Origin of the sequence: Microbacterium sp. Bi98 (assembly GCF_918698045.1) — a bacterium.
Taxonomy (GTDB): Bacteria; Actinomycetota; Actinomycetes; order Actinomycetales; family Microbacteriaceae; genus Microbacterium.
In genome coordinates this window covers 55,518-75,913 of sequence record NZ_CAKKLK010000008.1, presented here as the reverse complement: position 1 = coordinate 75,913, position 20,396 = coordinate 55,518, and the positions used below count along the sequence as shown (strand labels likewise).

The following is a 20,396-nucleotide window of genomic DNA, read 5'->3' as shown; positions in this document are numbered from 1 at the left end:
GTTCATCCCTCCCAGGCATGCACGATGGCCAGAGCATCGCGGGTGGCACCGACATCGTGGACTCTGACGGCCCAGACTCCGGCGCGGGCGGCAAGGGCGCTCGTGACCGCTGTCGCGAGGTCGCGACGCGCCTCGGACACCGCCGCAGGGTCGGCGCCGATGGTCTCCGCGAGGAACCTCTTCCGGGAGGTGCCCACGAGCACGCGTGGCCCCAGCGCGACGATCTCGTCAAGGCCGCGGAGGACGCCCCAGTTCTGGCCGCCCTTCTTCGAGAATCCGATCCCCGGGTCGACGATCAGGCGCGACGGCGCGATTCCCGCAGCCGCGGCCTCGCCCATGCGCTCGCGCAGCTCTCCCGCGACCTCGCGGGCGGCACGACGATACTCGGCGTGCTCGTACATGTCAGCGGAGAAACCACGCCAGTGGCCGATCGCATAATCCGCGCCGGACTCGGCGACGGCAGCCAGCATGTCGGGGTCGGCGAGTCCGCCGGAGACGTCGTTGACGATCCGAGCGCCCGCTCGGACGGCCGCCGCCGCAGTCGACGCGTTGATGGTGTCGATGCTCACAGGCGCGCCCTCAGCGACGAGTCGCTCGATCACGGGGAGCACGCGCTCCTGCTCGATCTCCGCCCCCACGCGCTCGGCTCCCGGCCTCGTCGACTCGCCGCCGACGTCGAGCACGGTTGCTCCCTCGGTCCGCAGCCGCAGGCCGTGTTCGACGGCCCGATCCACGTCGAGATACCGACCGCCGTCGCTGAACGAGTCGGGCGTGACGTTGACGACCCCCCAGATCCCCGTCATGCGTGCCCCGCGCTCGGGGCGCCGATCAGCGCGATGAGCTCCGCCCTCGCGATCGGGTCCGTGTACTCGCCGCGGGCGGCGATGGTCAGCGTGGACGCCTCCGGCTGCCGTCCTCCGCGCATCGTCACACAGCCGTGGCTGGCATCCAGCACGACGAGCACTCCGCGGGTGTCGAGGTGCTCCGCGATGGTGTCGGCGATCTGCTCGCCGAGTCGTTCCTGCACCTGGGGGCGGGTGGCGAGGATCTCGACGACGCGCACGAGCGCGCCCAGCCCGACCACCTGCTCGCCCGGAAGGTAGGCGATGTGCGCGCGCCCCGCGAACGGCAGCAGGTGGTGCTCGCACACCGACCGGAATCGGATGTCCCGCAGCAGCACGGCACCCGAGGGGAGCGTGTCGGGTGCGGGACCCCGGGCGACGCTGATCGTGTGCGCGAGAGGCGCTGCGGGGTCTTCGCCGACCCCGGCGAAGAACTCCGCATACAGATCGCCCATCCGCGTCGGCGTCTGCTTCAGCCCGGGACGGTCAGGGTCTTCGCCGATCGCCTCGAGCAGTTCCCTGGTGAGTCGCTCGACACGCGCGCGGTCGACAGACACGGGTCAGGCCGTCGCTGGTCGAGCCTGACCGGCTCCCGCCGATCCTGGCTGTGTGCGCGGAGCCGACGCCGGCGCCTGGATCGAAGCAGCCAGCGAGACGTCCTTCTTCGGGACCTCGATCGGAGGACGCTCCGAGACGGGGCGGTCTTCGCTCGAGAGCCACAGCGGACGTTCGGGGAGCTTCTTCACCTCGGTGAAGATCTCGGCGATCTGATTGTGGTCCAGCGTCTCCTCCTCGAGGAGGGCCAGAGCGAGCCTGTCGAGGATGTCGCGGTTGGCGCTGATGACCTCGTACGCCTCGTTGTGCGCCTGCTCGATGAGTGCGCGCACCTCGGCATCCACCCGCTCCGCGACCTTCTCGGAGTACTCGCGGCCACGGCCCATGTCGCGCGCGACGAACATGTCGCCACCCTCGGAACCGAGCTTGACCGGACCCACCTGGGTGGTCATGCCGTACTCGATGACCATCTTGCGGGCGATCGAGGTCGCCTTCTCGATGTCGTTCGAGGCACCGGTGGTCGGGTCGTGGAAGATGATCTCCTCGGCGACGCGGCCACCCATCGCGTACGTGAGCTGATCCTGCAGCTCGTTGCGCGTGACGGAGTACTTGTCGTCGAGCGGCAGCACCATCGTGTAGCCGAGGGCCTTGCCGCGAGGCAGGATCGTGATCTTCGTCACAGGGTCGGTGTAGTTCATCGCCGCAGCTGCGAGAGCGTGACCGCCCTCGTGATACGCGGTGATGAGCTTCTCCTTGTCCTTCATCACGCGGGTGCGACGCTGAGGGCCGGCGATCACACGGTCGATGGCCTCGTCGAGCGCACGGTTGTCGACCAGCTGCGCATTCGAGCGGGCGGTCAGCAGCGCGGCCTCATTGAGGACATTCGCGAGATCGGCACCCGTGAATCCGGGAGTCTTGCGGGCGACGACCTCGAGGTCGACGCTCTTCGACAGCGGCTTGCCCTTGCTGTGCACCTCGAGGATCTTCTGGCGGCCGCGGAGGTCAGGGGCGTCGACGCCTATCTGGCGGTCGAAGCGGCCCGGACGCAGCAGCGCGGGGTCGAGGATGTCGGGACGGTTCGTCGCGGCGATCACGATGACGTTCGCGTTCGGGTCGAAGCCGTCCATCTCGACGAGCATCTGGTTGAGCGTCTGCTCGCGCTCGTCGTTTCCGCCGCCCATGCCGGCACCGCGGTGACGACCGACGGCGTCGATCTCATCGATGAAGATGATGGCGGGAGAGTTCTCCTTCGCCACGTTGAACAGGTCGCGCACTCGCGATGCGCCGACACCGACGAACATCTCGACGAAGTCGGAACCCGAGATCGAGTAGAACGGGGCTCCCGCCTCGCCGGCGACCGCGCGGGCGAGCAGCGTCTTTCCGGTTCCGGGAGGGCCGTACAGCAGCACGCCCTTCGGGATGCGGGCGCCGATGGCCTGGAACTTGGCCGGGTCCTGGAGGAACTCCTTGATCTCGTGGAGCTCCTCGATCGCCTCATCCGCACCGGCGACGTCGGCGAAGGTGACGGTCGGGGTCTCCTTGTTGACGAGCTTGGCCTTGGACTTGCCGAACTGCATGACCTTGCCGCCGCCGCCCTGCATCGACGACAGGAGCCACCAGAACAGCAGGCCGAGCAGCACGAGAGGAAGAAGAAGGGAGAGGATGCCGTCGAACCAGGTCGCACGCGGAACGGCATCGTTGAAGCCGTCCTTCGGGTCGGCGTCGTTGATCGCCGTGACCACTTCTTCGGCCCGGGCGTCGACGTAGTAGAACTGCACCTTGTCCGCGCCCTCGAAGGCCTTGGACAGGGTCATGTCGACCCGCTGGTCGCCGTCGGTGTTGACGACCTCGGTCACCGTCTTGCCGCCGAGCAGCTCGAGACCCTCCTGGGTCGTGATCTGCTTGGGGGCGCCGAGGTTCGAGATCAGCAGGAAGCCGCCGAACAGCAGCAGTCCGATCAGAGCGACGTAGATCAGCGGGTTCCGCGTGAGCTTCTTGACATCCATGGTCGGATCAGCGTATCGCGCGCGCCCTAGGTGGCCGCTGTGCGTTCACCCACGGCGTAGCGGGTGCGCCGGAGCGTCCGCTCAGCTGTAGACGTGCGGGGCCAGCACGGCCACATCGCGCAGGTTGCGGTAGCGCTCGTCGTAGTCGAGGCCGTAGCCGACCACGAAGTCGGTCGGGATGTCGAAGCCGACGTACTTGCAGTCGATGACCACCTTCGCGGCCTCGGGCTTGCGGAGGAGGGCGAGCACCTCGATGGACTCCGCGCCGCGCGACTCGAAGTTCTCGAGCAGCCAGCTGAGGGTCAGACCCGAGTCGATGATGTCCTCGACGATCAGCACGTGCTTGCCGTTCAGGTCGGTGTCGAGGTCCTTGCGAATCTGCACGACACCACTCGACTTGGTGCTCGCACCGTAGCTCGAGACGGCCATCCAGTCCATCGGAGCGTGGAACGGAAGTGCGCGGGCGAAGTCGGCCATGACCATGACCGCGCCCTTGAGCACGCCGACGAGGATGATCTCCTTGCCCTCGTAATCGATCGCCACCTGGGCCGCGAGCTCATCGAGCTTCGCGATGATCTCCTCCTCTGTGACGAGGATCTGAGCAAGGTCGTCCTGGATCTCCGCGGCGCGCATGGATCGATTTTAGGCGACGCATCACCATGGTCCTGCACAGCATCCGCAGATCGTCGACCAGAATTCCGGATGCGCGCCGGCATCCCCACTACTCTGACGGTGTGACGGGCGGACGCCCCGGACGGAAGGATTCACCCATGGCTCTCGACGACATCCTGAAGCAGGTCCCGATCGACGACATCGCCGCGAAGCTCGGAGTCTCCCCCGACGTCGCCAAGGAGGCGGTCGAACAGGGCGGAGCGGTGCTGCTCGGCGGCCTCGCCAAGAACGCCTCGACCGCTGAGGGCTCCTCCGCGATCGAGAACGCGCTCAAGCGCCACGAGGGACGGACCGGTGCGGCGAAGGTCGACGACATCGATCAGACCGACGGCGGCAAGATCGTCTCGCACATCCTCGGCGACGACGAGCAGAAGGTCACCCAGAAGCTCACCGAGTCGAAGGAGACCGCCGGCATCGACTTCGGCAAGCTCCTTCCGATCCTCGCTCCGATCGTGATGGGCCTGATCGCGAACGCCACCAAGGACAAGTCCGCGAAGTCCGCGCCTGCAGAGTCGCAGTCGGGCGGCGGCGGAATCGGTGACGTCATCGGCGGCATCCTCGGCGGCGGCGGCTCCACGGGCGGCGGCGGAATCGGAGACATCCTCGGCGGCATCCTCGGCGGCGGAAGCTCGTCGGGCGGCGGCGGAATCGGAGACATCCTCGGCGGCCTGCTGGGCGGAAAGAAGTAGCCCCGCCAGCCTGCTGGACGACACCCCTGCGGCCCCCTCCTGAGGAGGAGACCGCGGGGGTTCTCCGTCTCTGCGAGGGTGGGATGCCGCGGCTCAGCGCGCGGTGAACACGATGCGACCGCCCGCTCGAGCCGCCGAGCACCCCGGCAGATCGATGGGCCCCTGACCCGACCAGTCGATCGCCAGACGAGCGACCTCGAGGGTCTGCGATCGGGTCAGGCTCACGCCGAACTCGCTGTCGACCACGAGTCGGATGATGCGGTTGCGGAGAGCTGCGGGGTTAGCGGCGAGCGCGGCGACGCTCACGGAGATCCCCGCCTCGGCGTGCTCGACGATGTCCTCGATCGTCTCGTGGATCATCTCGTCGAACGCCTCGGCGTCTTCGCGCAGCTGCTCGGCGGTGCGCGCGAGCGCCTCGGCGATGCCGGGGCCGAGCTCGGTCTCGAGCACGGGAAGGACCCGGTCGCGCGCCCGCACCCGGGCGAACCGATCCTCTGTGTTGTGCGGGTCGTCCCAGACCTCGAGATCGGATTCCGCGCAGAACGCTCGTGTGGTCTCGCGCCGCACCCCGAGCATCGGGCGCACCCAGCGCAGTCCGTCATCGTCCTCTCGCACGGGAGCCATCCCCTGCAGGCTCGCGGCGCCGGATCCGCGTGCGAGACCGAGCAGCACCGTCTCGGCCTGGTCGTCGAGCGTATGCCCGAGGATCACGGCCGCCGCACCGGCATCCGTCGCGGCGTCCTTCAGCACCCGGTACCGCGCGTCTCGCGCCGCTGCCTCAGGGCCTCCGTCAGCGCCGACCTCCACGCGCACGACCAGCGCGTCGAGCCCCAGCGCGGCCGCCGCTCTCGCAGCGCGCGCGGCGACGGCATCCGACCCGTTCTGCAGCCCATGGTCGACGGTGAGCGTGCCCACCCGAAGCCCGAGCTTGGGCGCCTCGAAAGCGGTCGCCGCGGCGAGCGCGAGGGAGTCCGCTCCCCCGGAGAGAGCGACGACGACTGTCGACCCCTCGGGCAGATCGGCGAGCGCGGTGCGCACGGCGAGGCGGATCTCGGCGATGACGGGAGAGAGCGACGGCACAGACCAACGGTAGATCACGGGGACGGATCACCGCACAGCGCTCGCGCTCGACGGGCATCGCGCTCTAGCCTGGCGCCGTGACGGATCACGTGCTGCGGTTCAGGACCGAACGATTCAAGGCGTTCGTCGACGCGGTCGTCGCCATCTCGATGACGCTGCTGATCCTGCCGCTGATGGAGTCCGTGTCCGAGGCCGCCGCCGGAGGTCTGGGCACCGCCGAGTTCTTGCAGGAGCATGCAGGACAGCTGCTGAGCTTCGGGCTGAGTTTCGTCCTCATCGCCAATTTCTGGATGGGGCACCACCGACAGTACGACGAGGTCACGCGGATCACGAGACCGCTTCTCTGGCTCAACGTGGCCTGGATGGCGACGATCGTCTGGCTGCCGGTGCCTACGGCGATGCTCGGTCAGATGGACACCGACCCACTGCAGGTGGTCCTCTACATCGGCACGCTCATCGCCACGCAGATCACCACGCTCGGCGCGCGCATCTATCTGCTGCGGCACCCTGACCTGACGAAGACGCCGCCCTCCCGCATCCGTCACGGTGCCGCCGCCGACATCGCCTCGATCCTGCTCTCGGCGGTGGCGATGCTGCTGGCGATCAGCCTCGGAGGGGTGGGGTACCTCGCCCTGCTGCTGCTCTGGCTCACCGGACCTCTGTCATCGCTCCTGGATCGGCTCTGGACGCGGATCGTTCCTCATCGCGCCGACCAGCCGCCGTCCATCGCATAGCTCGCCCCGGTGACCATCGACGCCTCGTCGCTCGCCAGCCAGGCGACCAGCGATGCCACCTCGTCGGGCTCGATCAGGCGCTTGATCGCGCTTTCGGTCAGCATGATCTTCGCCAGCACCTCGGCTTCAGGGATGCCGTGCACACGCGCCTGGTCGGACAGCTGCTTCTCGACCAGCGCCGTGCGCACGTAGCCGGGGTTGACGCAGTTGCTGGTGATGCCGTGCTCCCCTCCTTCGAGCGCGGTGGCCTTCGACAGTCCCTCCAGCCCGTGCTTGGCCGCGACGTAGGCGGACTTGTAGGGCGATGCGCGCAGTCCGTGCACCGACGAGACGTTCACGATGCGGCCGAACCCGTTCGCGTACATCTCCGGCAGAGCCGCGCGGATCAGCAGGAACGGAACCTCCAACATGAGGGTCACGATCCGTCGGAAGTCCTCGGGATCGAAATCCTGGATCGGGCTGATGTGCTGGATCCCGGCGTTGTTCACCAGGATGTCGACACCGGCCAGCACGTCGACCAGCCGGTCGTCGGTGACGGCGGCCGGCTCCAGCAGATCGACCACCCAGCTCGAGCCCCCGACCTCGGCCGCGGCGGCCTCGCACTGCGCGCGATCCTTGTCTGCGACCACGACGTGAGCGCCACGCGCGGCCAATGCTCGCACGACCGCCAGGCCGATCCCGCTGGCGCCTCCCGTCACCAGGGCTCGGCGGCCGCTCAGCGACAGACCGGCCGCACCCGGCCTCTCGATGCTTCGCTCGGTCATGCCGCGCTCACCCGGGGAGTGTTCAGCCCGTGCTTGCGTGCATCCGCGTCATCGATGTCGTGCAGGGACACCCCGCGGGTCTCCTTGAGGGTGACCACCGCGACCGCGGTGACGGCGCAAGCTGCCGCGACGTAGATCGCCACCGGCAGCCACGAGCCGAAGTCCTGCAGCAGGGCCGTGGCGATGATCGGCGCGAGCGAGCCCGCGACGATCGAGGTGACCTGGTACCCCAGGGAGACGCCGGAATAGCGCATGCGGGTCGGGAACATCTCGGCCATGATCGCCGGCTGCCCCGCATACATGAGCGCGTGGAAGCACAGACCGATCGTGACCGCCGCGATGATCACGAACGGGTTCTGGGTGTCGAACATCGGGAATGCGAAGAACGCCCAGCTGGCTCCGAGCACCGCGCCGGCGAGGTAGACGGGCTTGCGTCCCCAGGCGTCCGAGAGCCGGCCGACCTGCGGGATCACGACGAAGTGGATGGCGTGCGCGACCAGAAGCGCCAGCAGCAGCTGACTCGTGTCGTAGGCGTGCACCGTCTTCAGGTACACGATCGTGAACGAGACGATGATGTAGTACAGGATGTTCTCCGCGAAGCGCAGGCCCATGGCTCCGAAGATGCCCCGCGGGTACTTGCGCACGACCTCGAGCACTCCGTAGCTCACGGCCTTGTCGGCCTCGACCTGTGCGCGGGCCTCGAGGAAGATGGGCGCCTCGCTGACGTGCCGGCGGATGTAATAGCCGATGACGACGACGATCGCCGAGACCCAGAACGCCACGCGCCATCCCCAGCTCAGGAACTGGTCGGCGGGAAGCGCCCAGGACATGCCGAGCAGCACCAGGGTCGCCAGCAGGTTGCCCACCGGGACGGCGGCCTGGGGCCAGCTCGACCAGAACGCGCGAGACCTGTCGGGGCTCTGCTCGGCGACCAGCAGCACGGCACCGCCCCATTCACCGCCGACGGCGAACCCCTGGATGAATCGCAGGAGCACGAGCAGCGCCGGCGCCCAGTAGCCGATCGAATCGAAGCCGGGCAGGCACCCCATCAGGAAGGTCGCGACCCCGACGAGGATGATGGTGATCTGCAGGGTGTGCTTGCGGCCGAGCTTGTCGCCGATCTGGCCGAACACGATGCCGCCGAGCGGACGGGCGATGAATCCGACCGCGTAGGTCAGGAATGCGGCGATGATGCCGTCGAGCTCGGTGCCGGCGTTGGGGAAGAAGAAGGTGCCGAAGACGAGCGATGCGGCGGTGGCGTAGAGGAAGAACTCGTACCACTCCACCACCGTGCCCACCATCGAGGCGGCCACGATCTTCTTCAGCCCGGATGTTCGGGTCTCGACCTGCGAGTCGACCGGTTGCTCGACGCCCATGAATGCACTCCTTCGTGTTCTGCAGCGTCCTCGTCGACAGCTGCCTGGCGGGCCGGTACCCCGTCTGCGGGCGGCCTCCGCCAGTATGTGCACGCCCGGCTCTGTGCGCCAATGACCAGTCGAGCAGAGACGGAGTGCACAATTGCAGATGTGACATCTTCCCCGAGTACCTCCGAGCCGCACGCCGACGACCTCCTCATCCTTCTCGCCGTGTCGCGCACCGGTCGCTTCACGACTGCCGGCCAGAGCCTGGGGCTGAATCACACGACAGTCTCGCGACGCATCGCCGCATTGGAGAGAGTCCTGGGCGGGCGGGTCCTCGCCCGCAGCTCGGGAGGGTGGGAGTTGACGGACCTCGGGCGTCGGGCGGTGCGCGCCGCCGAGGACGTGGAGACGGCGGTGGCGACGATCCATGAAGGAGAAGCCGAGTCCGATCAGATAGTCGGGGTCGTGCGAATCTCCGCCACCGACGGGTTCAGTGCGTTCGTCATCGCGCCCGCGGTCGCGCAACTGCGGCGAAAGTATCCGAGACTCAGCGTCGAGATCGTCAACGTCACGCGGCGGGCTCTGCAGTACCGTTCCGGGCTGGACTTGGAAGTGGTGGTCGGAGAACCGCAGGTGCACCGCGCCGAGGCCATCCGACTCGGCTTCTACACCTTGGGCATGTACGCGTCGCACGGGTACCTGGACGAGCACGGGACGCCCGCCGATTCGCATGAGCTGAGCAGGCATCCGCTGGTCTACTTCGTGGATTCGATGCTCCAGGTCGACGATCTGGATGCTCCTCGACGACTCGTGCCGGGGATGCCGGATTCGCTCAGCTCCACCAACGTCTTCGTCCATGTCGAGGCCACACGCGCCGGCGCGGGGATCGGCTTCCTTCCGTGCTTCCTGGCCGACGGCCACGCCGATCTGGTGCGGCTCCTCCCCGACGACTTCGCCGAGCGCCTGCCCTACTGGATGGTGCTGCGTCCGGACTCGCTGCGTCAGCCCGCGGTCGCCGCGGTGGCTGCCGCCATCCGCGACCGCACGGCGGCCGTCCAGGATGCACTGCTCGGCATCGCCCCGGCCGCCGAACGCTGACAGCACCCGTCGACGGCCCGGCTAGGCTAGTGCGCGGCATCCAACCGTCATTTCTGAGGAGCACACGCATGGGCGCACACGACGCCGTCATCGAGATCCCGCGCGGCAGCCGCGTGAAGTACGAGGTCGACCACGAGACCGGACGAGTGCACCTCGACCGCGTGCTCTACACGACCTTCGGGTACCCCGCCGACTACGGCTACTTCGACAACACCCTCGGCGAGGACGGCGACCCGCTCGACGTTCTCGTGCTCCTCGACCACGCCATCTACCCCGGCGTCGTCGTCGAGGTGCGCCCGGTCGCCGTGCTCAAGATGAGCGACGAGGCCGGCGGAGACGACAAGCTCGTCGCCGTGCTGTCGAAGGACCCCCGTTGGGCCCACATCCAGGACATCGGCGACGTCGCCGAGTACACCAAGAAGGAGATCGAGCACTTCTTCGAGCACTACAAGGACCTCGAGCCCAACAAGTGGGTCAAGGTCGACGCATGGGGCGACGCCGCAGAGGCGCAGCGCATCCTCGACGAGGCGATCGTCCGCTTCGGCGAGCAGGGTCACTGACCCCAGGCTCCGACGAGAAGACCCCCGGTTCCGCTCAGCGGCCGGGGGTCTTCTCGTCGTGGTCGTTCTCAGACCGAGACGCCGCGATCTGCGAGGAACGTGATCGGGTTGGTGTACGCGCCGTTGATGTACACCTCGAAGTGCAGGTGGCAGCCGACGGATGCTCCGGTGTTGCCCGCATAGGCGATGACCTGACCGGAGTTGACCCATGACCCGCTGCGGACGGCGAAGCCGCCGTCCCTGATGTGGGCATAGCCGGAGGAGACTCCCCCACCGTGCTGGATGCGGATGTAGTTGCCGTAGTTGCCGCGCGGACCGGCGTAGTCGACGGTTCCGGACTGCGCCGCATAGATCGCCGCGCCGCACCCGTTCGCGAGGTCGACGCCGTAGTGGTAGCCGGAGCAGGCTGCGCAGGGCTTGGGCCGGGGGCCGAATCCGGCGCTCCGGTGTCCTCCGTGCGGTCGAACCCAGCCGCCGGAACCCGGTGAGCCGCCGACGCCTCCGCCGCCACCTCCTCCGCCGCCGTTGCCTGCGGCGGCTGCCGCGGCCTCGGCCGCTTCGCGACGCTTGCGCTCCTCCTCCGCGACGCGCACGCCCTCCTTGTACCCGGCCACGGTCGTCGCCGTGGCGTCTTTCAGGGCTGAGAGCTGTGCCTGCATCGTCGCGAGGTTCGCCGACTGCTCGTCGAGCGCAGCCTGAGCGGCGTCCGCAGCGGCCTGAGCCTCGATCATCTTCTGCTCGGCGATCTGCTGCAGGCGATCGCGCTCCGTGCGGGCGACGACAGCCTGATCGGTGAGCTGCTGGGCTGAGTTGCGGGCAGCGACCGCGTTGTCGTGCACCGTCTGGTTGTACTGATAGACCTTGTCCATCGTGCCGAGACGCGAGAGCAGCTGGTCGGCGTTGTCGGCCGAGCCGGCGAAGAACAGCTCGAGGGCGGTGTCGTCGCCGCCGTTGCGATACAGCTGCGCCGCGAGCTGGGCGGCTTTCTTCGTGGCGTCATCGGCGGCGACGGCCTGCTCGTCGGCCTTCGACTGGAGCTCCTCGGCGACGGCGATGGCGTCGAAGTAGGCGAGCTGCGCGGCGTTGTACTCCTCGCCCGCGAGCACGGCCTTGGCCTGCGCATCCGCCACCCGCTGCTTGAGCGACTGGATGAGTCCCTCGATGCGCGTGACCTCCGCTGCCTTCGCGGACTCGTTGTTCATGGCGTTCTGCACGTCGTCCCAGCTGGGGTACGAGGCGGCGTACGCGGCGGTCACTCCTGAGGAGACGCCGAAGGCGCTGAGGGCGACGACGCTGAGCGCGCCGAATGTGAGAGCGCTGCGACGGGTGACCGAACGGTCCTTCCAGAACGCGCGGCTCTCCGCAGGGGTCGGCGCGCAGCCGCAGTCGTCGGACGCCGCCGCAGCAGCATCCGACGTGGAGTGATGGTCGTTCACACGGCCCCTTTCGCCGGTTTCACAGATGCCACACTAACAACTTCTTTCACATCCGCACCAGGGGGCGGACAGCGGGAGAGGGCACAGCGATGTGAGTCCATCGTCCTCCTGAACACGCCCGGGAGACAGCAGGCTCGCCCTCGATTCGCGTTTTGCTCAGATCTTCCCTTATGCTTGAGCGTCGGCAAGGAAGTCCTCCGGGACAGACTTCGGCCCCATCGTTTAGCGGCCTAGGACGCCGCCCTTTCACGGCGGTAGCACGGGTTCGAATCCCGTTGGGGTCACTCCTTCCGGTACAATTGAAAACAAGTATGGCCCTGTAGCGCAGTTGGTTAGCGTGCCGCCCTGTCACGGCGGAGGTCGCGGGTTCAAGTCCCGTCAGGGTCGCTCTAAGCGACGGGCCCTTTTCTTCGAGAAGGGCCTTTCGTCTAGATGCGACAGGTCTAGCCGGTCGCATGGCTCTGTAGCTCAGTTGGTAGAGCGCACGACTGAAAATCGTGAGGTCACGGGATCGACGCCCGTCGGAGCCACAGGGTGATCATTACAGTCACCTTAGGAACCCTCGCCTAGCTTCTACATGGCGGGGGTTTCCGCTTTTTCCGGTGAGAGTCGGTGTCTGCTCCGCTCCCCTGGGCTGCTGGTTCTGTGCTTGTCGTCACGCGCACCAGCCACGAGACGACACGTCTCGGGACGACCGTCTCGATGCGTCGAGCAGGTGCACGGGCCGCAGGTCAAACACGCATCTGCTCGGCGGACAGCCGCGCCATACCTATGCGCCGTAATATACCGATATGGGACCTGAACTGCCCGTTGTGCCTGGGGCGCAGCGGAACCTCGGAGCTGAAGAGCTCTTTCGTCGACTCGCGACGTCGATCGCCGACGGCACCTACGCGCCTGGCGCGAAACTGAGCGACAAGGCGATCGCAGACGATCTGGGAGTCACCCGCACCCCCGTCCGAGAGGCCGTGCAGCGACTGGCGCGCGCCGGTCTGATGGAGGTCCACGCGAACCGCTACTCGATGGTCACCGACATCACCGACGAGCGGTCCCGCATCACCCGCGAGTTCGCCGCCTCTCAGGGCGGGGAGATCATCCGTGAGGCCGCGCTTGCGCTGTCCGAGGCGGATCTCGCCATCGCGTGCGAACTGATCGCCGACGCCATCCAGTCCGTCGAGACGGGCGAGGGATGGATCGAAGCCCATGTGGAGCTCTTCGAGTTCCTCACCGACCGCGCGCTCAACGATCTCTATCGACTCATGCTGAGCGACTTCTGGTATCTCGTGTTCCGCGACCTCTACCTCGGCGAGCCCCGGGTGGACACGAAGGAATCACTCGAGGAGCTCGAGTCCGCGATGCGCGCCCGCAGCGCGAACGCCGGCGTGAAGGCCGTGCAGAGGATGCTCCGCCTGAAGTAGCGGCCACTCCCGAGGGAGTTGGTTCCGGTCCCCCGCGCCCGAACGGGGGGACCGGAGCAGTCGATGAGAAGGTCCGCAAGCGCACCCACCCCCATGTGGGCGCTCAAGACCGAGAGAACTCGAGGGCACCGTCTGGTTCGACCGACGGAGAGCGGCAGATGCTGCTCGTCGTGTTCTCAGCGTATGGCCGCACCCCGTCTTGACGCTGATCGGAGCTCATCCATTGACGCGGGCCCACTCCGACTGCTACGGCGGACTCCCGCGCGCCGACCGTGCCGGTGGCGACGACGTGCGTCCGGGCTGGATACGCTCGAACCATGCTCGAGACGCTCACCGGATTCGCCGTCGTGGGAGTCGCGATCGCACTCGGCTATCTGCTCGGCCGGATCGACCTGCTCGGACCGCACGCCCGGCACGTGCTCGGGCGTCTGATCTTCTTCGTGCTGTCGCCGTTCCTGCTCTTCACCGTGCTCGCCCACGCCGATGCGAAGATGCTCTTCTCCTCGCTGCTGCCCGTGTCGGCGATAGCGGCCGTCGCGATCATCGGGATCTACACACTCGTCGCGCGGCTCTGGTGGAAGCGCCCGGTCGGAGAGACCCTGATCGGAGCGCTGTCGGCGGGGCAGGTCAACTCGAACAACATCGGCATCCCGTTGTCGCTCTACCTTCTCGGCAGCGCCGCGTACCCCGCACCGGTGGTGCTCATGCAGCTGCTGGTGTTCACCCCGATCTCGCTGACGATCCTCGACGCCGTCACGAGCGATCGCGTCTCGCTGCGCAAGACGCTCGTGCGCACGGCGACGAATCCCATCATCATCGCGTCGCTCCTCGGCACGCTCATCTCGGTGCTGGGCCTCACAGTGCCGCCCCTCATCATGGAGCCGGCTCAGCTGATCGCCGATGCCGCCGTGCCGGTTCTGCTGATCAGCTACGGCATCTCCCTGCACAGCCAGCGCGTGCTCGGGGCTCCCGGCCACCGGCGGGACATCATCCTCGCCACCTCGCTCAAGCTCATCGCGATGCCGCTGATCGCGTGGGTGGTGGCCGAGTTCGTCTTCGGGCTCTCGCCGGCCGAGGTGCTGATCGTCGTGATCCTCGCCGCGCTCCCCACCGCACAGAACGTCTTCAATTACTCGCAGCGCTACGACATCGGCGAGACGATCTCGCGCGACACCGTATTCCTGACCACTCTCGGCTGCCTGCCCGTGCTGATCCTCATCATGTTCCTGCTGGGCTGAGCACCGCGTCGATCCGGGACTCGCGCACGTCCGACAGCGTCAGCGGAAGATCGCGCATCACGACGACACTGTCGAACACCGCTGAGCCGGCGGGAAGAGCGTCGAAGAACGACGAGCTCACGCTGTGCAGGTGTGCGTTCTCGACCCTCCACGCGTCGGTGGTGAGCGCGACCGATTCGACGCCGCGCCCTCCCCGCGCCGCCGACCAGCCGAGCCGACCGGCGCGATAGAAGTCCGAGGCCTCGTCGATCGAGGCGAAGAGAGAGCTCGACCATGCGCCTCCCACCTCGACATCCGCGCAGAGACTGTGCTCGCCGGCATCCATCGTGACCGCGTAGCGATCATCCCCCTCCTCGATCTCGAACCTCGCTCGGCGATGCACCCCCGGGAACAACCGTCCGCCGAAGATGACCGGATGCCACGCTGAGCTGTGCCGACCGACGATGAAGACGCCTTTCTGCACGCCATCCGCGGTGTCCCACTCGACGGCGACCCGGTGGGCGGCGTTCTCGGAGCGCAGACCCCACCGGCCCCGCGCCCAGCTCGGTCGGATCGACTCCAGCCCCAGCACGCACACGCCGGCCACCGCAGACCCGTCGACGATCTGCGGGCGGAATCCCGTGGGCAGCAAGGAGGAGGCGACCTCCGGCTCGACCCGATAGGTGATCAGGAGTCGCCGACGGAGCTGAGCACGGACACCGCGGATGATCGTCATGCTCCGAATGTAGCACTGGAGCTAAATTCCTCCAAGGCCTCGGGGACGAGGTGCACGTAGGTTGTATCCGTGGACAATCCGCTCATCTACATCGCCGCGATCGGCGCGATCATCGTGCTCGCGATCCTCCTGCCCCGCTGGGTCCGTCGCTCCACCGGCGCCGCCGGCGGCAGAGCAGGGCAGCGTCACGTGGCCGACCGCCTCACCGGGATACTCGAGGAACTGGGCACGACGCTGGTGCTGCAGACGTCTGAGGCCACGGCGAGGGAGATCGTCGACGGGGTCGTGCGTCAGCAGCCACGCAAGTTCACCCCGCTCGCGAGCGGAGGCTACGGTATCCGATTCGTCGAACCGGATGACGCGATCGTGCGGGTGGTCGACGATGAGAACGGGACCCGTCTGCAGGTGGAGAGGATCCGCGAGCATCTGGGCGTTCCCAACACTTCCGAGTTCTGGTCAGACCTGCGCTCTGCCGTCTCCGCCGCAGCACGCGCTGAGGGCGTCCAGGTCTCGCCCGGGCCGCCCTTGCGGCACCGGCGCGACGATGCGACCGAGTCGTGGATCGCGGAGTAGAGAAGCCCAGTGCGTACCGGAACATCGGGTGCATCTCACAGCCGTCGCAACTAGGCTGTGTTACTGCTGATCACGCACCGGCCAGCCCACAGTCGGCCTCGCGACGGCACCATTTCTCATCACAGCTCTCAGTCCCTGTGACCTGCGCCGGAAAGGCCGACCCATGAGTGAATCCCCCGACAACGACCGGACCCCCGACTTCTTCGACAAGCTGATCGAAGAGACGCCGCGCGAGCAGTCCGGCTTCACGGCCTCGTTCCGCGGGTACGACAAGGCGGAGGTCGACTCGGCCCTCAGCACTCTGCGCAATCAGCTGAAGCAGGCGAAGGCCGACCTCGCCGCCACCGAGGCACGTCACGAGGACGCAGTCGAGGCGCTTCGCGAAGAAGAGCGCATCGCCCGCGAAGAGCTCGAGGCGGAGCTCCTCGCCACCAAGGCGAAGGCTGCCGAGACCGAGCAGCAGGTCGCCACCCTCACCAACGAGCTCGTCGACACCCCGCGCGCGGATGGCCAGGAGGCACCGTCGCGGGAGCAGTTCGAGGCGATCCTCCGGGTGGCCGAGGAGCAGGCCAACGTCCTCATCCAGAACGCCGCCGTGCAGGCCGACCGTCTGATGGCGGCCGCGCGCGAAGAGGTCACCGCACAGCGGGCCGAGGCGGATGCCGACGTCACCCGCATCATCGCGCACGCTCAGCACGACGCCGACCAGGTGCGCCTGAAGATCGACACCGAGTACACCGCCCACCAGGCGACGCTCGAGCGCGAGGCCGCGCACGCCGCAGAGCGGGTGCATCAGGCGACTCAGGAGGCCACGGCCATCCGCACCGAGGCGGAGAAGGGCGCTGCGGCGCTCCGCTCGCTCGTCACCCGCGAGACCACCCAGCTGCGCGCCGAGGCCGAGCGCGAGGTGCGCGAGATGAACGCCCGCGTCCTCGAGTTCGAGGAGACGCTCACCCGTCGGCAGGACGACGCTCAGCAGGAGTTCCTGGTGCTGCACAACCAGGCCGTCGCCCACGCCGAGCGCATCACCACCGATGCCAACGAGCAGGTGGCCGCTTCGCTCGATCACGCGCAGCGCATCTCGGCGAAGGCTGACGACTACGAGCGCCTGATGCGGTCGCAGGCGCAGACCATCGAAGCGGATGCTCAGGTGCGCGCCCGCGACACCCTGGACCGTGCCCGCGTGAAGTCGCAGAAGATCGTCGACTCGGTGACGGGTCACACGTCCGCCGTGCTGCGGGATGCCGAGGACCACGCGCGCCAGCTGCGCTGGCAGCAGCAGCAGCTCGCCAGCTTCATGGCCGAGGTGCGCGAGCTGATCCGCCCGGAGGGCATCTTCAGCGACGAGGCATCATCCGTCGGCTCTGCAGCAGCCGCGTCGCAGGTCGATGACGACACCGACGCCGAGACCGTCGAGGTCGAGGAAGCCGAGCTGATCGACGACTCCGACGACGCGGTCGACGAGGTCACCGGCGACGAGGAGTTCCGCGGTGACGAGGCACTGGAGGACGAGCTCCTCGACGAGAACGCCGAGACGATCGACGGCAAGATCACCATCGAGGTCGTCGAGTCCGATCAGAAGGCCTCCCGCTGAGCGACTTCTCCTGACTGACCGAGCGGGGGCGTGGGCGGATATCCGTCCACGCCCCCGCTTCGTTCACCCGTCCTGCTATCGCTCGGAGCCGTCAGCGTGCACGCTGTACCTATGACAGACAGCGTGATCGAGGTGCGGGATCTCCGCAAGGAGTACGGGGGTGCCGTCGCAGTCGACGGCATCAGCTTCGACATCCGCCGGGGAGAGACCTTCGCTCTTCTGGGCCCGAACGGCGCGGGCAAGTCGACGACCATCGAGATCCTCGAGGGCTATCGTCACCGCACGTCCGGCGACGTGCGCGTGCTCGGTGTCGACCCCCAGCGCGGCGGTCTGGCGTGGAAGGCGCGACTGGGGATCGTGCTGCAGTCCACCGGAGAGGCCGGCAACTTCACCGTGCGGGAGCTGCTCACCGAGTTCGCCGGTTACTACCCCCACCCTCGTCCGGTCGACGAGGTGATCGCCGCCGTGGGGCTCGAGCACAAGCAGCGATCCAGAGCGGGCAAGCTGTCCGGTGGTCAGCAGCGCCGTCTCGATGTCGCCCTCGGGATCATCGGACGCCCCGAACTCCTGTTCCTCGATGAGCCGACGACCGGCTTCGATCCCGAGGCCCGACAGCAGTTCTGGCAGCTCATCCGCACCCTGAAGTCCGAGGGCACCAGCATCCTGCTGACCACTCACTATCTCGATGAGGCCGCCCGGCTGGGCGATCGCGCGGCGGTGATCACAGACGGGCGCATCGTGGCGATCGGGAAGATCGACGAGATCGGCGGGCCCGAGGCGAGGACGCCGATGGTTCGCTGGAGGGATGCCGCCGGCGTGCGCCACGAGCAGCGCACGACCGCTCCCGGCGCGGTCGTCTCCGAGCTTCAGCGAGCGGGCGGCGAGCCGGACGGCCTCGAGGTCGTGCGTCCCACTCTCGAGGACATCTACCTCGGCCTCATCCGTGAGCACGGAGCCGCATCCGATTCCGATCCGACCGCAGAGGTCTTGCGGGCAGATGTGGCGGAGTCCGCATGAGCACCACGACTGCCACGCCGAACTTCGGGCTCGCTCGCACCGTTCGCCTCGGGGTCCGCCGCATCCCGTTCGAACTGCGTCAGTACTTCCGCGCCAGCGACCAGGTCTTCTTCACGTTCCTGTTCCCCACCCTCATGTACCTCATCTTCGCGACGATCTTCACGGGCGACATCGGCGAAGGCCCCGACAAGATCAGCATGGCGACGTACTATCTTCCCGGTCTCGTCGCAGGAGGCATCTTCCTCTCCGGGATGCAGGGCCTGTCGATCGAGATCGCGGTGGAGAAGAGCGACGGAACCCTCAAGCGGCTGGGCAGCACGCCGATCTCACCGGCGACGTACTTCATCGGCAAGATCGGTGAGGTCTTCGTCACCGCGATCCTGCAGATCACTCTGCTGCTGGTCGTCGCGGTCGTCCTCTATCAGGTCGAACTGCCCTCGGATGCTGAGGCCTGGGGTCGCTTCGCCTGGGTCTTCGTGCTCGGGCTGCTCTCGTGCACGCTTCTCGGCATCGCACTGTCGGCCGTGCCGCGGTCGGGCAAGACGGCGTCCGCCGTGGTGATCCCGGTCGTGCTGCTGCTGCAGTTCATCTCCGGCGTCTACATCGCCTTCACCGCGCTGCCGGAATGGCTGCAGAACGTCGCTGCGGTCTTTCCCCTCAAGTGGATGGCTCAGGGTATGCGCGCGGCGATCCTGCCCGAGTCGTTCTCCTCGGCGGAGCCGAGCGGATCATGGGATCTCGGGCTCGTGGCGGTCGCCCTCGCCGCATGGCTCGTGGTCGGCTTCATCCTCAGCCGCGCGACGTTCCGCTGGATCAGGCGGAACTGACCGTCTGGCATGCGAACGGCCCCATCCCGAAGGATGGGGCCGTTCGATGTGCGGGTCGGCTGCGATGCCGCGAGAGTGTTTACGCCCGGACGAACTGGGCCGCTGCGGGGCAGTCGAACGGATCAGCACCGGCGGCGAGACCGACGCGGTTGAGGTACTCGATCACGATCGCGTACGACCGGCCGAGGCTGGTCTCGGTGTAGGGCACGTTGTTGGCGGCGCAGTAGTCGCGCACGACCTCGCGAGCCTTCGAGAGGTGCGGGCGGGGCATGTTCGGGAACAGGTGGTGCTCGACCTGGTAGTTGAGTCCGCCCATGAGCCAGGTGGCCCACCATCCGCCGCGGATGTTGCGAGAGGTGCGCACCTGCTTCGAGAAGAAGTCGAGACGGGCGTTGGGATCGATGATCGGCATGCCCTTGTGGTTCGGCGCGAAGGACGCGCCCATGTAGACGCCGAAGACGGCGAGCTGCACACCCATGAAGGCGAATGCCATGCCGAGCGGCAGCATCAGGAACACAGGCACGAGGACGATCGCGAACCGGAGGGCGATGAGGCCCAGCTCGATCCAGCGACCCTTGGCCTTCTTGCTGGTCACCAGGTGCTTCACGCCCAGGTAGTGAAGGTTCAGGCCCTCGAGCGTCAGCAGCGGGAAGAACAGCCACCCCTGCTTGCGCGTGATCAGACGGACGATACCGCGGGACTGCGCGGCGTCGGTCTCGAGGAACGAGATCGTGTCGACCTCGATGTCGGGGTCCTTGCCGACCTGGTTCGGGTTGCCGTGGTGCTTGGTGTGCTTGGAGTCCCACCAGGAATAGCTGATTCCCACCACGCCGGCGGCGAGGATGCGGGCGAGGCGGAAGTTCGCCGGGCCCGTGGAGAGGATCTGACGATGCGCGGCCTCATGGGCGAGGAACGCCACCTGCGTGAGGATGATGCCGAGAGCCCCGGCCATCAGGAGCTGGAGCCAGCTGTCGCCGAGAAGGATGAAGCCGGTGATGACTCCGCCCAGAGCCACGGCGATGCCGGCGGCCACGAAGATGTAGAACCATCCGGCGCGCTGGAGGAGGCCGGTTTCGCGGATGACCTGCGAGACCTGCTTGTAGGCGTGGGTCATCGGAGGAATGTCCGCATTGCCCGAATACGTCTGACGTACCGGTCCGAGAACTGCGTCGGTCTTTTCGACCTGTGAAATGGAGATGTTGCTCTCCCGTCGATCGGAG

At 67.5% G+C, this 20,396-nt stretch carries 20 protein-coding genes and 3 tRNA genes; 13 read left to right on the top strand and 10 right to left on the bottom strand.

The features are described 5' to 3' along the window. Positions 1-2: 2 nt before the first annotated feature. The 4 genes from folP to hpt form a co-directional block, all read right to left on the bottom strand. A complete protein-coding gene (folP, locus tag LQZ85_RS12915) occupies positions 3-803 on the bottom strand; it encodes a dihydropteroate synthase (protein ID WP_230100980.1) in 801 nt (266 codons plus the stop codon). Then, the gene (gene folE, locus LQZ85_RS12910) at positions 800-1,399 is read right to left on the bottom strand and encodes a GTP cyclohydrolase I (protein WP_053098727.1); all 600 of its coding nucleotides are present in this window, start codon (positions 1,397-1,399) and stop codon (positions 800-802) included. The genes folP and folE overlap by 4 nt, the downstream gene beginning before the upstream one ends. Positions 1,400-1,402: 3 nt before the next feature. Beyond that, positions 1,403-3,403 carry an ATP-dependent zinc metalloprotease FtsH gene (gene ftsH, locus LQZ85_RS12905; protein ID WP_056276765.1) on the bottom strand — a complete coding sequence of 667 codons (2,001 nt, stop codon included), beginning with the start codon at positions 3,401-3,403 and terminating at the stop codon, positions 1,403-1,405. A gap of 81 nt (positions 3,404-3,484) precedes the next feature. Next, entirely contained in the window at positions 3,485-4,036 is a 552-nt protein-coding gene (hpt, locus tag LQZ85_RS12900) for a hypoxanthine phosphoribosyltransferase (RefSeq protein WP_053098725.1), read from the bottom strand. 137 nt (positions 4,037-4,173) lie between these two features. Here hpt and LQZ85_RS12895 point away from each other — a divergent pair, with 137 nt between their 5' ends. After that, positions 4,174-4,764 carry a DUF937 domain-containing protein gene (locus tag LQZ85_RS12895; RefSeq protein ID WP_230100979.1) on the top strand — a complete coding sequence of 197 codons (591 nt, stop codon included), beginning with the start codon at positions 4,174-4,176 and terminating at the stop codon, positions 4,762-4,764. A gap of 93 nt (positions 4,765-4,857) precedes the next feature. Here LQZ85_RS12895 and tilS read toward each other — a convergent pair whose 3' ends face one another. After that, positions 4,858-5,844, bottom strand: a complete 987-nt coding sequence (gene tilS / locus LQZ85_RS12890; RefSeq protein ID WP_230100978.1) for a tRNA lysidine(34) synthetase TilS — start codon at positions 5,842-5,844, stop codon at positions 4,858-4,860. A 77-nt stretch (positions 5,845-5,921) separates the two neighbouring features. Here tilS and LQZ85_RS12885 point away from each other — a divergent pair, with 77 nt between their 5' ends. Further along, entirely contained in the window at positions 5,922-6,578 is a 657-nt protein-coding gene (locus LQZ85_RS12885; RefSeq protein WP_230100977.1) for a TMEM175 family protein, read from the top strand. On the opposite strand, the gene LQZ85_RS12880 is transcribed toward LQZ85_RS12885, so the two are convergent. Beyond that, positions 6,545-7,342, bottom strand: coding sequence for a 3-hydroxybutyrate dehydrogenase (locus tag LQZ85_RS12880; protein WP_230100976.1), 798 nt, complete (start codon positions 7,340-7,342; stop codon positions 6,545-6,547). The genes LQZ85_RS12885 and LQZ85_RS12880 overlap by 34 nt on opposite strands. After that, positions 7,339-8,718 (bottom strand): MFS transporter, encoded by a 1,380-nt coding sequence (locus tag LQZ85_RS12875; protein ID WP_056276751.1) that lies wholly within the window; start codon positions 8,716-8,718, stop codon positions 7,339-7,341. Before LQZ85_RS12875 ends, LQZ85_RS12880 begins: the two co-directional genes overlap by 4 nt. A gap of 111 nt (positions 8,719-8,829) precedes the next feature. Between LQZ85_RS12875 and LQZ85_RS12870 the strand changes: the two genes are divergently transcribed. Beyond that, entirely contained in the window at positions 8,830-9,801 is a 972-nt protein-coding gene (locus LQZ85_RS12870; RefSeq protein ID WP_230100975.1) for a LysR family transcriptional regulator, read from the top strand. 68 nt (positions 9,802-9,869) lie between these two features. Continuing rightward, on the top strand, positions 9,870-10,361 hold the full coding sequence (locus LQZ85_RS12865; protein WP_053098719.1) for an inorganic diphosphatase: 492 nt from the start codon (positions 9,870-9,872) through the stop codon (positions 10,359-10,361). 68 nt (positions 10,362-10,429) lie between these two features. On the opposite strand, the gene LQZ85_RS12860 is transcribed toward LQZ85_RS12865, so the two are convergent. Continuing rightward, complete coding sequence (locus tag LQZ85_RS12860; RefSeq protein ID WP_053098718.1) at positions 10,430-11,797, bottom strand: M23 family metallopeptidase; 1,368 nt, start codon at positions 11,795-11,797, stop codon at positions 10,430-10,432. Positions 11,798-12,008: 211 nt separating this feature from the next. On the opposite strand from LQZ85_RS12860, the gene LQZ85_RS12855 reads away from it, so the two are divergent. The 5 genes from LQZ85_RS12855 (at position 12,009) to LQZ85_RS12835 (ending at position 14,450) form a co-directional block, all read left to right on the top strand. Beyond that, positions 12,009-12,081, top strand: a tRNA-Glu gene (locus tag LQZ85_RS12855). A 29-nt stretch (positions 12,082-12,110) separates the two neighbouring features. Next, positions 12,111-12,184 (top strand) — tRNA-Asp (locus LQZ85_RS12850). A gap of 70 nt (positions 12,185-12,254) precedes the next feature. Then, positions 12,255-12,327 (top strand) — tRNA-Phe (locus LQZ85_RS12845). A 261-nt stretch (positions 12,328-12,588) separates the two neighbouring features. Then, positions 12,589-13,212: a GntR family transcriptional regulator gene (locus LQZ85_RS12840; RefSeq protein WP_082586498.1), complete on the top strand. Its 624-nt coding sequence runs from the start codon at positions 12,589-12,591 to the stop codon at positions 13,210-13,212. 317 nt (positions 13,213-13,529) lie between these two features. Next, positions 13,530-14,450, top strand: coding sequence for an AEC family transporter (locus LQZ85_RS12835; protein WP_230100974.1), 921 nt, complete (start codon positions 13,530-13,532; stop codon positions 14,448-14,450). Here LQZ85_RS12835 and LQZ85_RS12830 read toward each other — a convergent pair. Next, positions 14,431-15,165: a DUF2071 domain-containing protein gene (locus LQZ85_RS12830; RefSeq protein WP_230100973.1), complete on the bottom strand. Its 735-nt coding sequence runs from the start codon at positions 15,163-15,165 to the stop codon at positions 14,431-14,433. The two genes, LQZ85_RS12835 and LQZ85_RS12830, sit on opposite strands and share 20 nt — an antisense overlap. Before the next feature lie 69 nt (positions 15,166-15,234). Between LQZ85_RS12830 and LQZ85_RS12825 the strand changes: the two genes are divergently transcribed. From LQZ85_RS12825 to LQZ85_RS12810, 4 genes are all read left to right on the top strand, one after another. Continuing rightward, positions 15,235-15,738 (top strand): hypothetical protein, encoded by a 504-nt coding sequence (locus LQZ85_RS12825; protein ID WP_056276735.1) that lies wholly within the window; start codon positions 15,235-15,237, stop codon positions 15,736-15,738. 163 nt (positions 15,739-15,901) lie between these two features. Next, positions 15,902-17,332 (top strand): hypothetical protein, encoded by a 1,431-nt coding sequence (locus LQZ85_RS12820; protein WP_056276732.1) that lies wholly within the window; start codon positions 15,902-15,904, stop codon positions 17,330-17,332. Between the two features lie 111 nt (positions 17,333-17,443). Then, positions 17,444-18,349, top strand: a complete 906-nt coding sequence (locus tag LQZ85_RS12815; RefSeq protein WP_230100972.1) for an ABC transporter ATP-binding protein — start codon at positions 17,444-17,446, stop codon at positions 18,347-18,349. Continuing rightward, entirely contained in the window at positions 18,346-19,176 is an 831-nt protein-coding gene (locus LQZ85_RS12810) for an ABC transporter permease (RefSeq protein WP_230100971.1), read from the top strand. The genes LQZ85_RS12815 and LQZ85_RS12810 overlap by 4 nt, the downstream gene beginning before the upstream one ends. A gap of 79 nt (positions 19,177-19,255) precedes the next feature. Here the strand turns inward: LQZ85_RS12810 and LQZ85_RS12805 are convergent, their stop codons facing one another. Continuing rightward, positions 19,256-20,374 (bottom strand): acyl-CoA desaturase, encoded by a 1,119-nt coding sequence (locus tag LQZ85_RS12805; RefSeq protein WP_053098710.1) that lies wholly within the window; start codon positions 20,372-20,374, stop codon positions 19,256-19,258. Positions 20,375-20,396 lie beyond the last annotated feature (22 nt).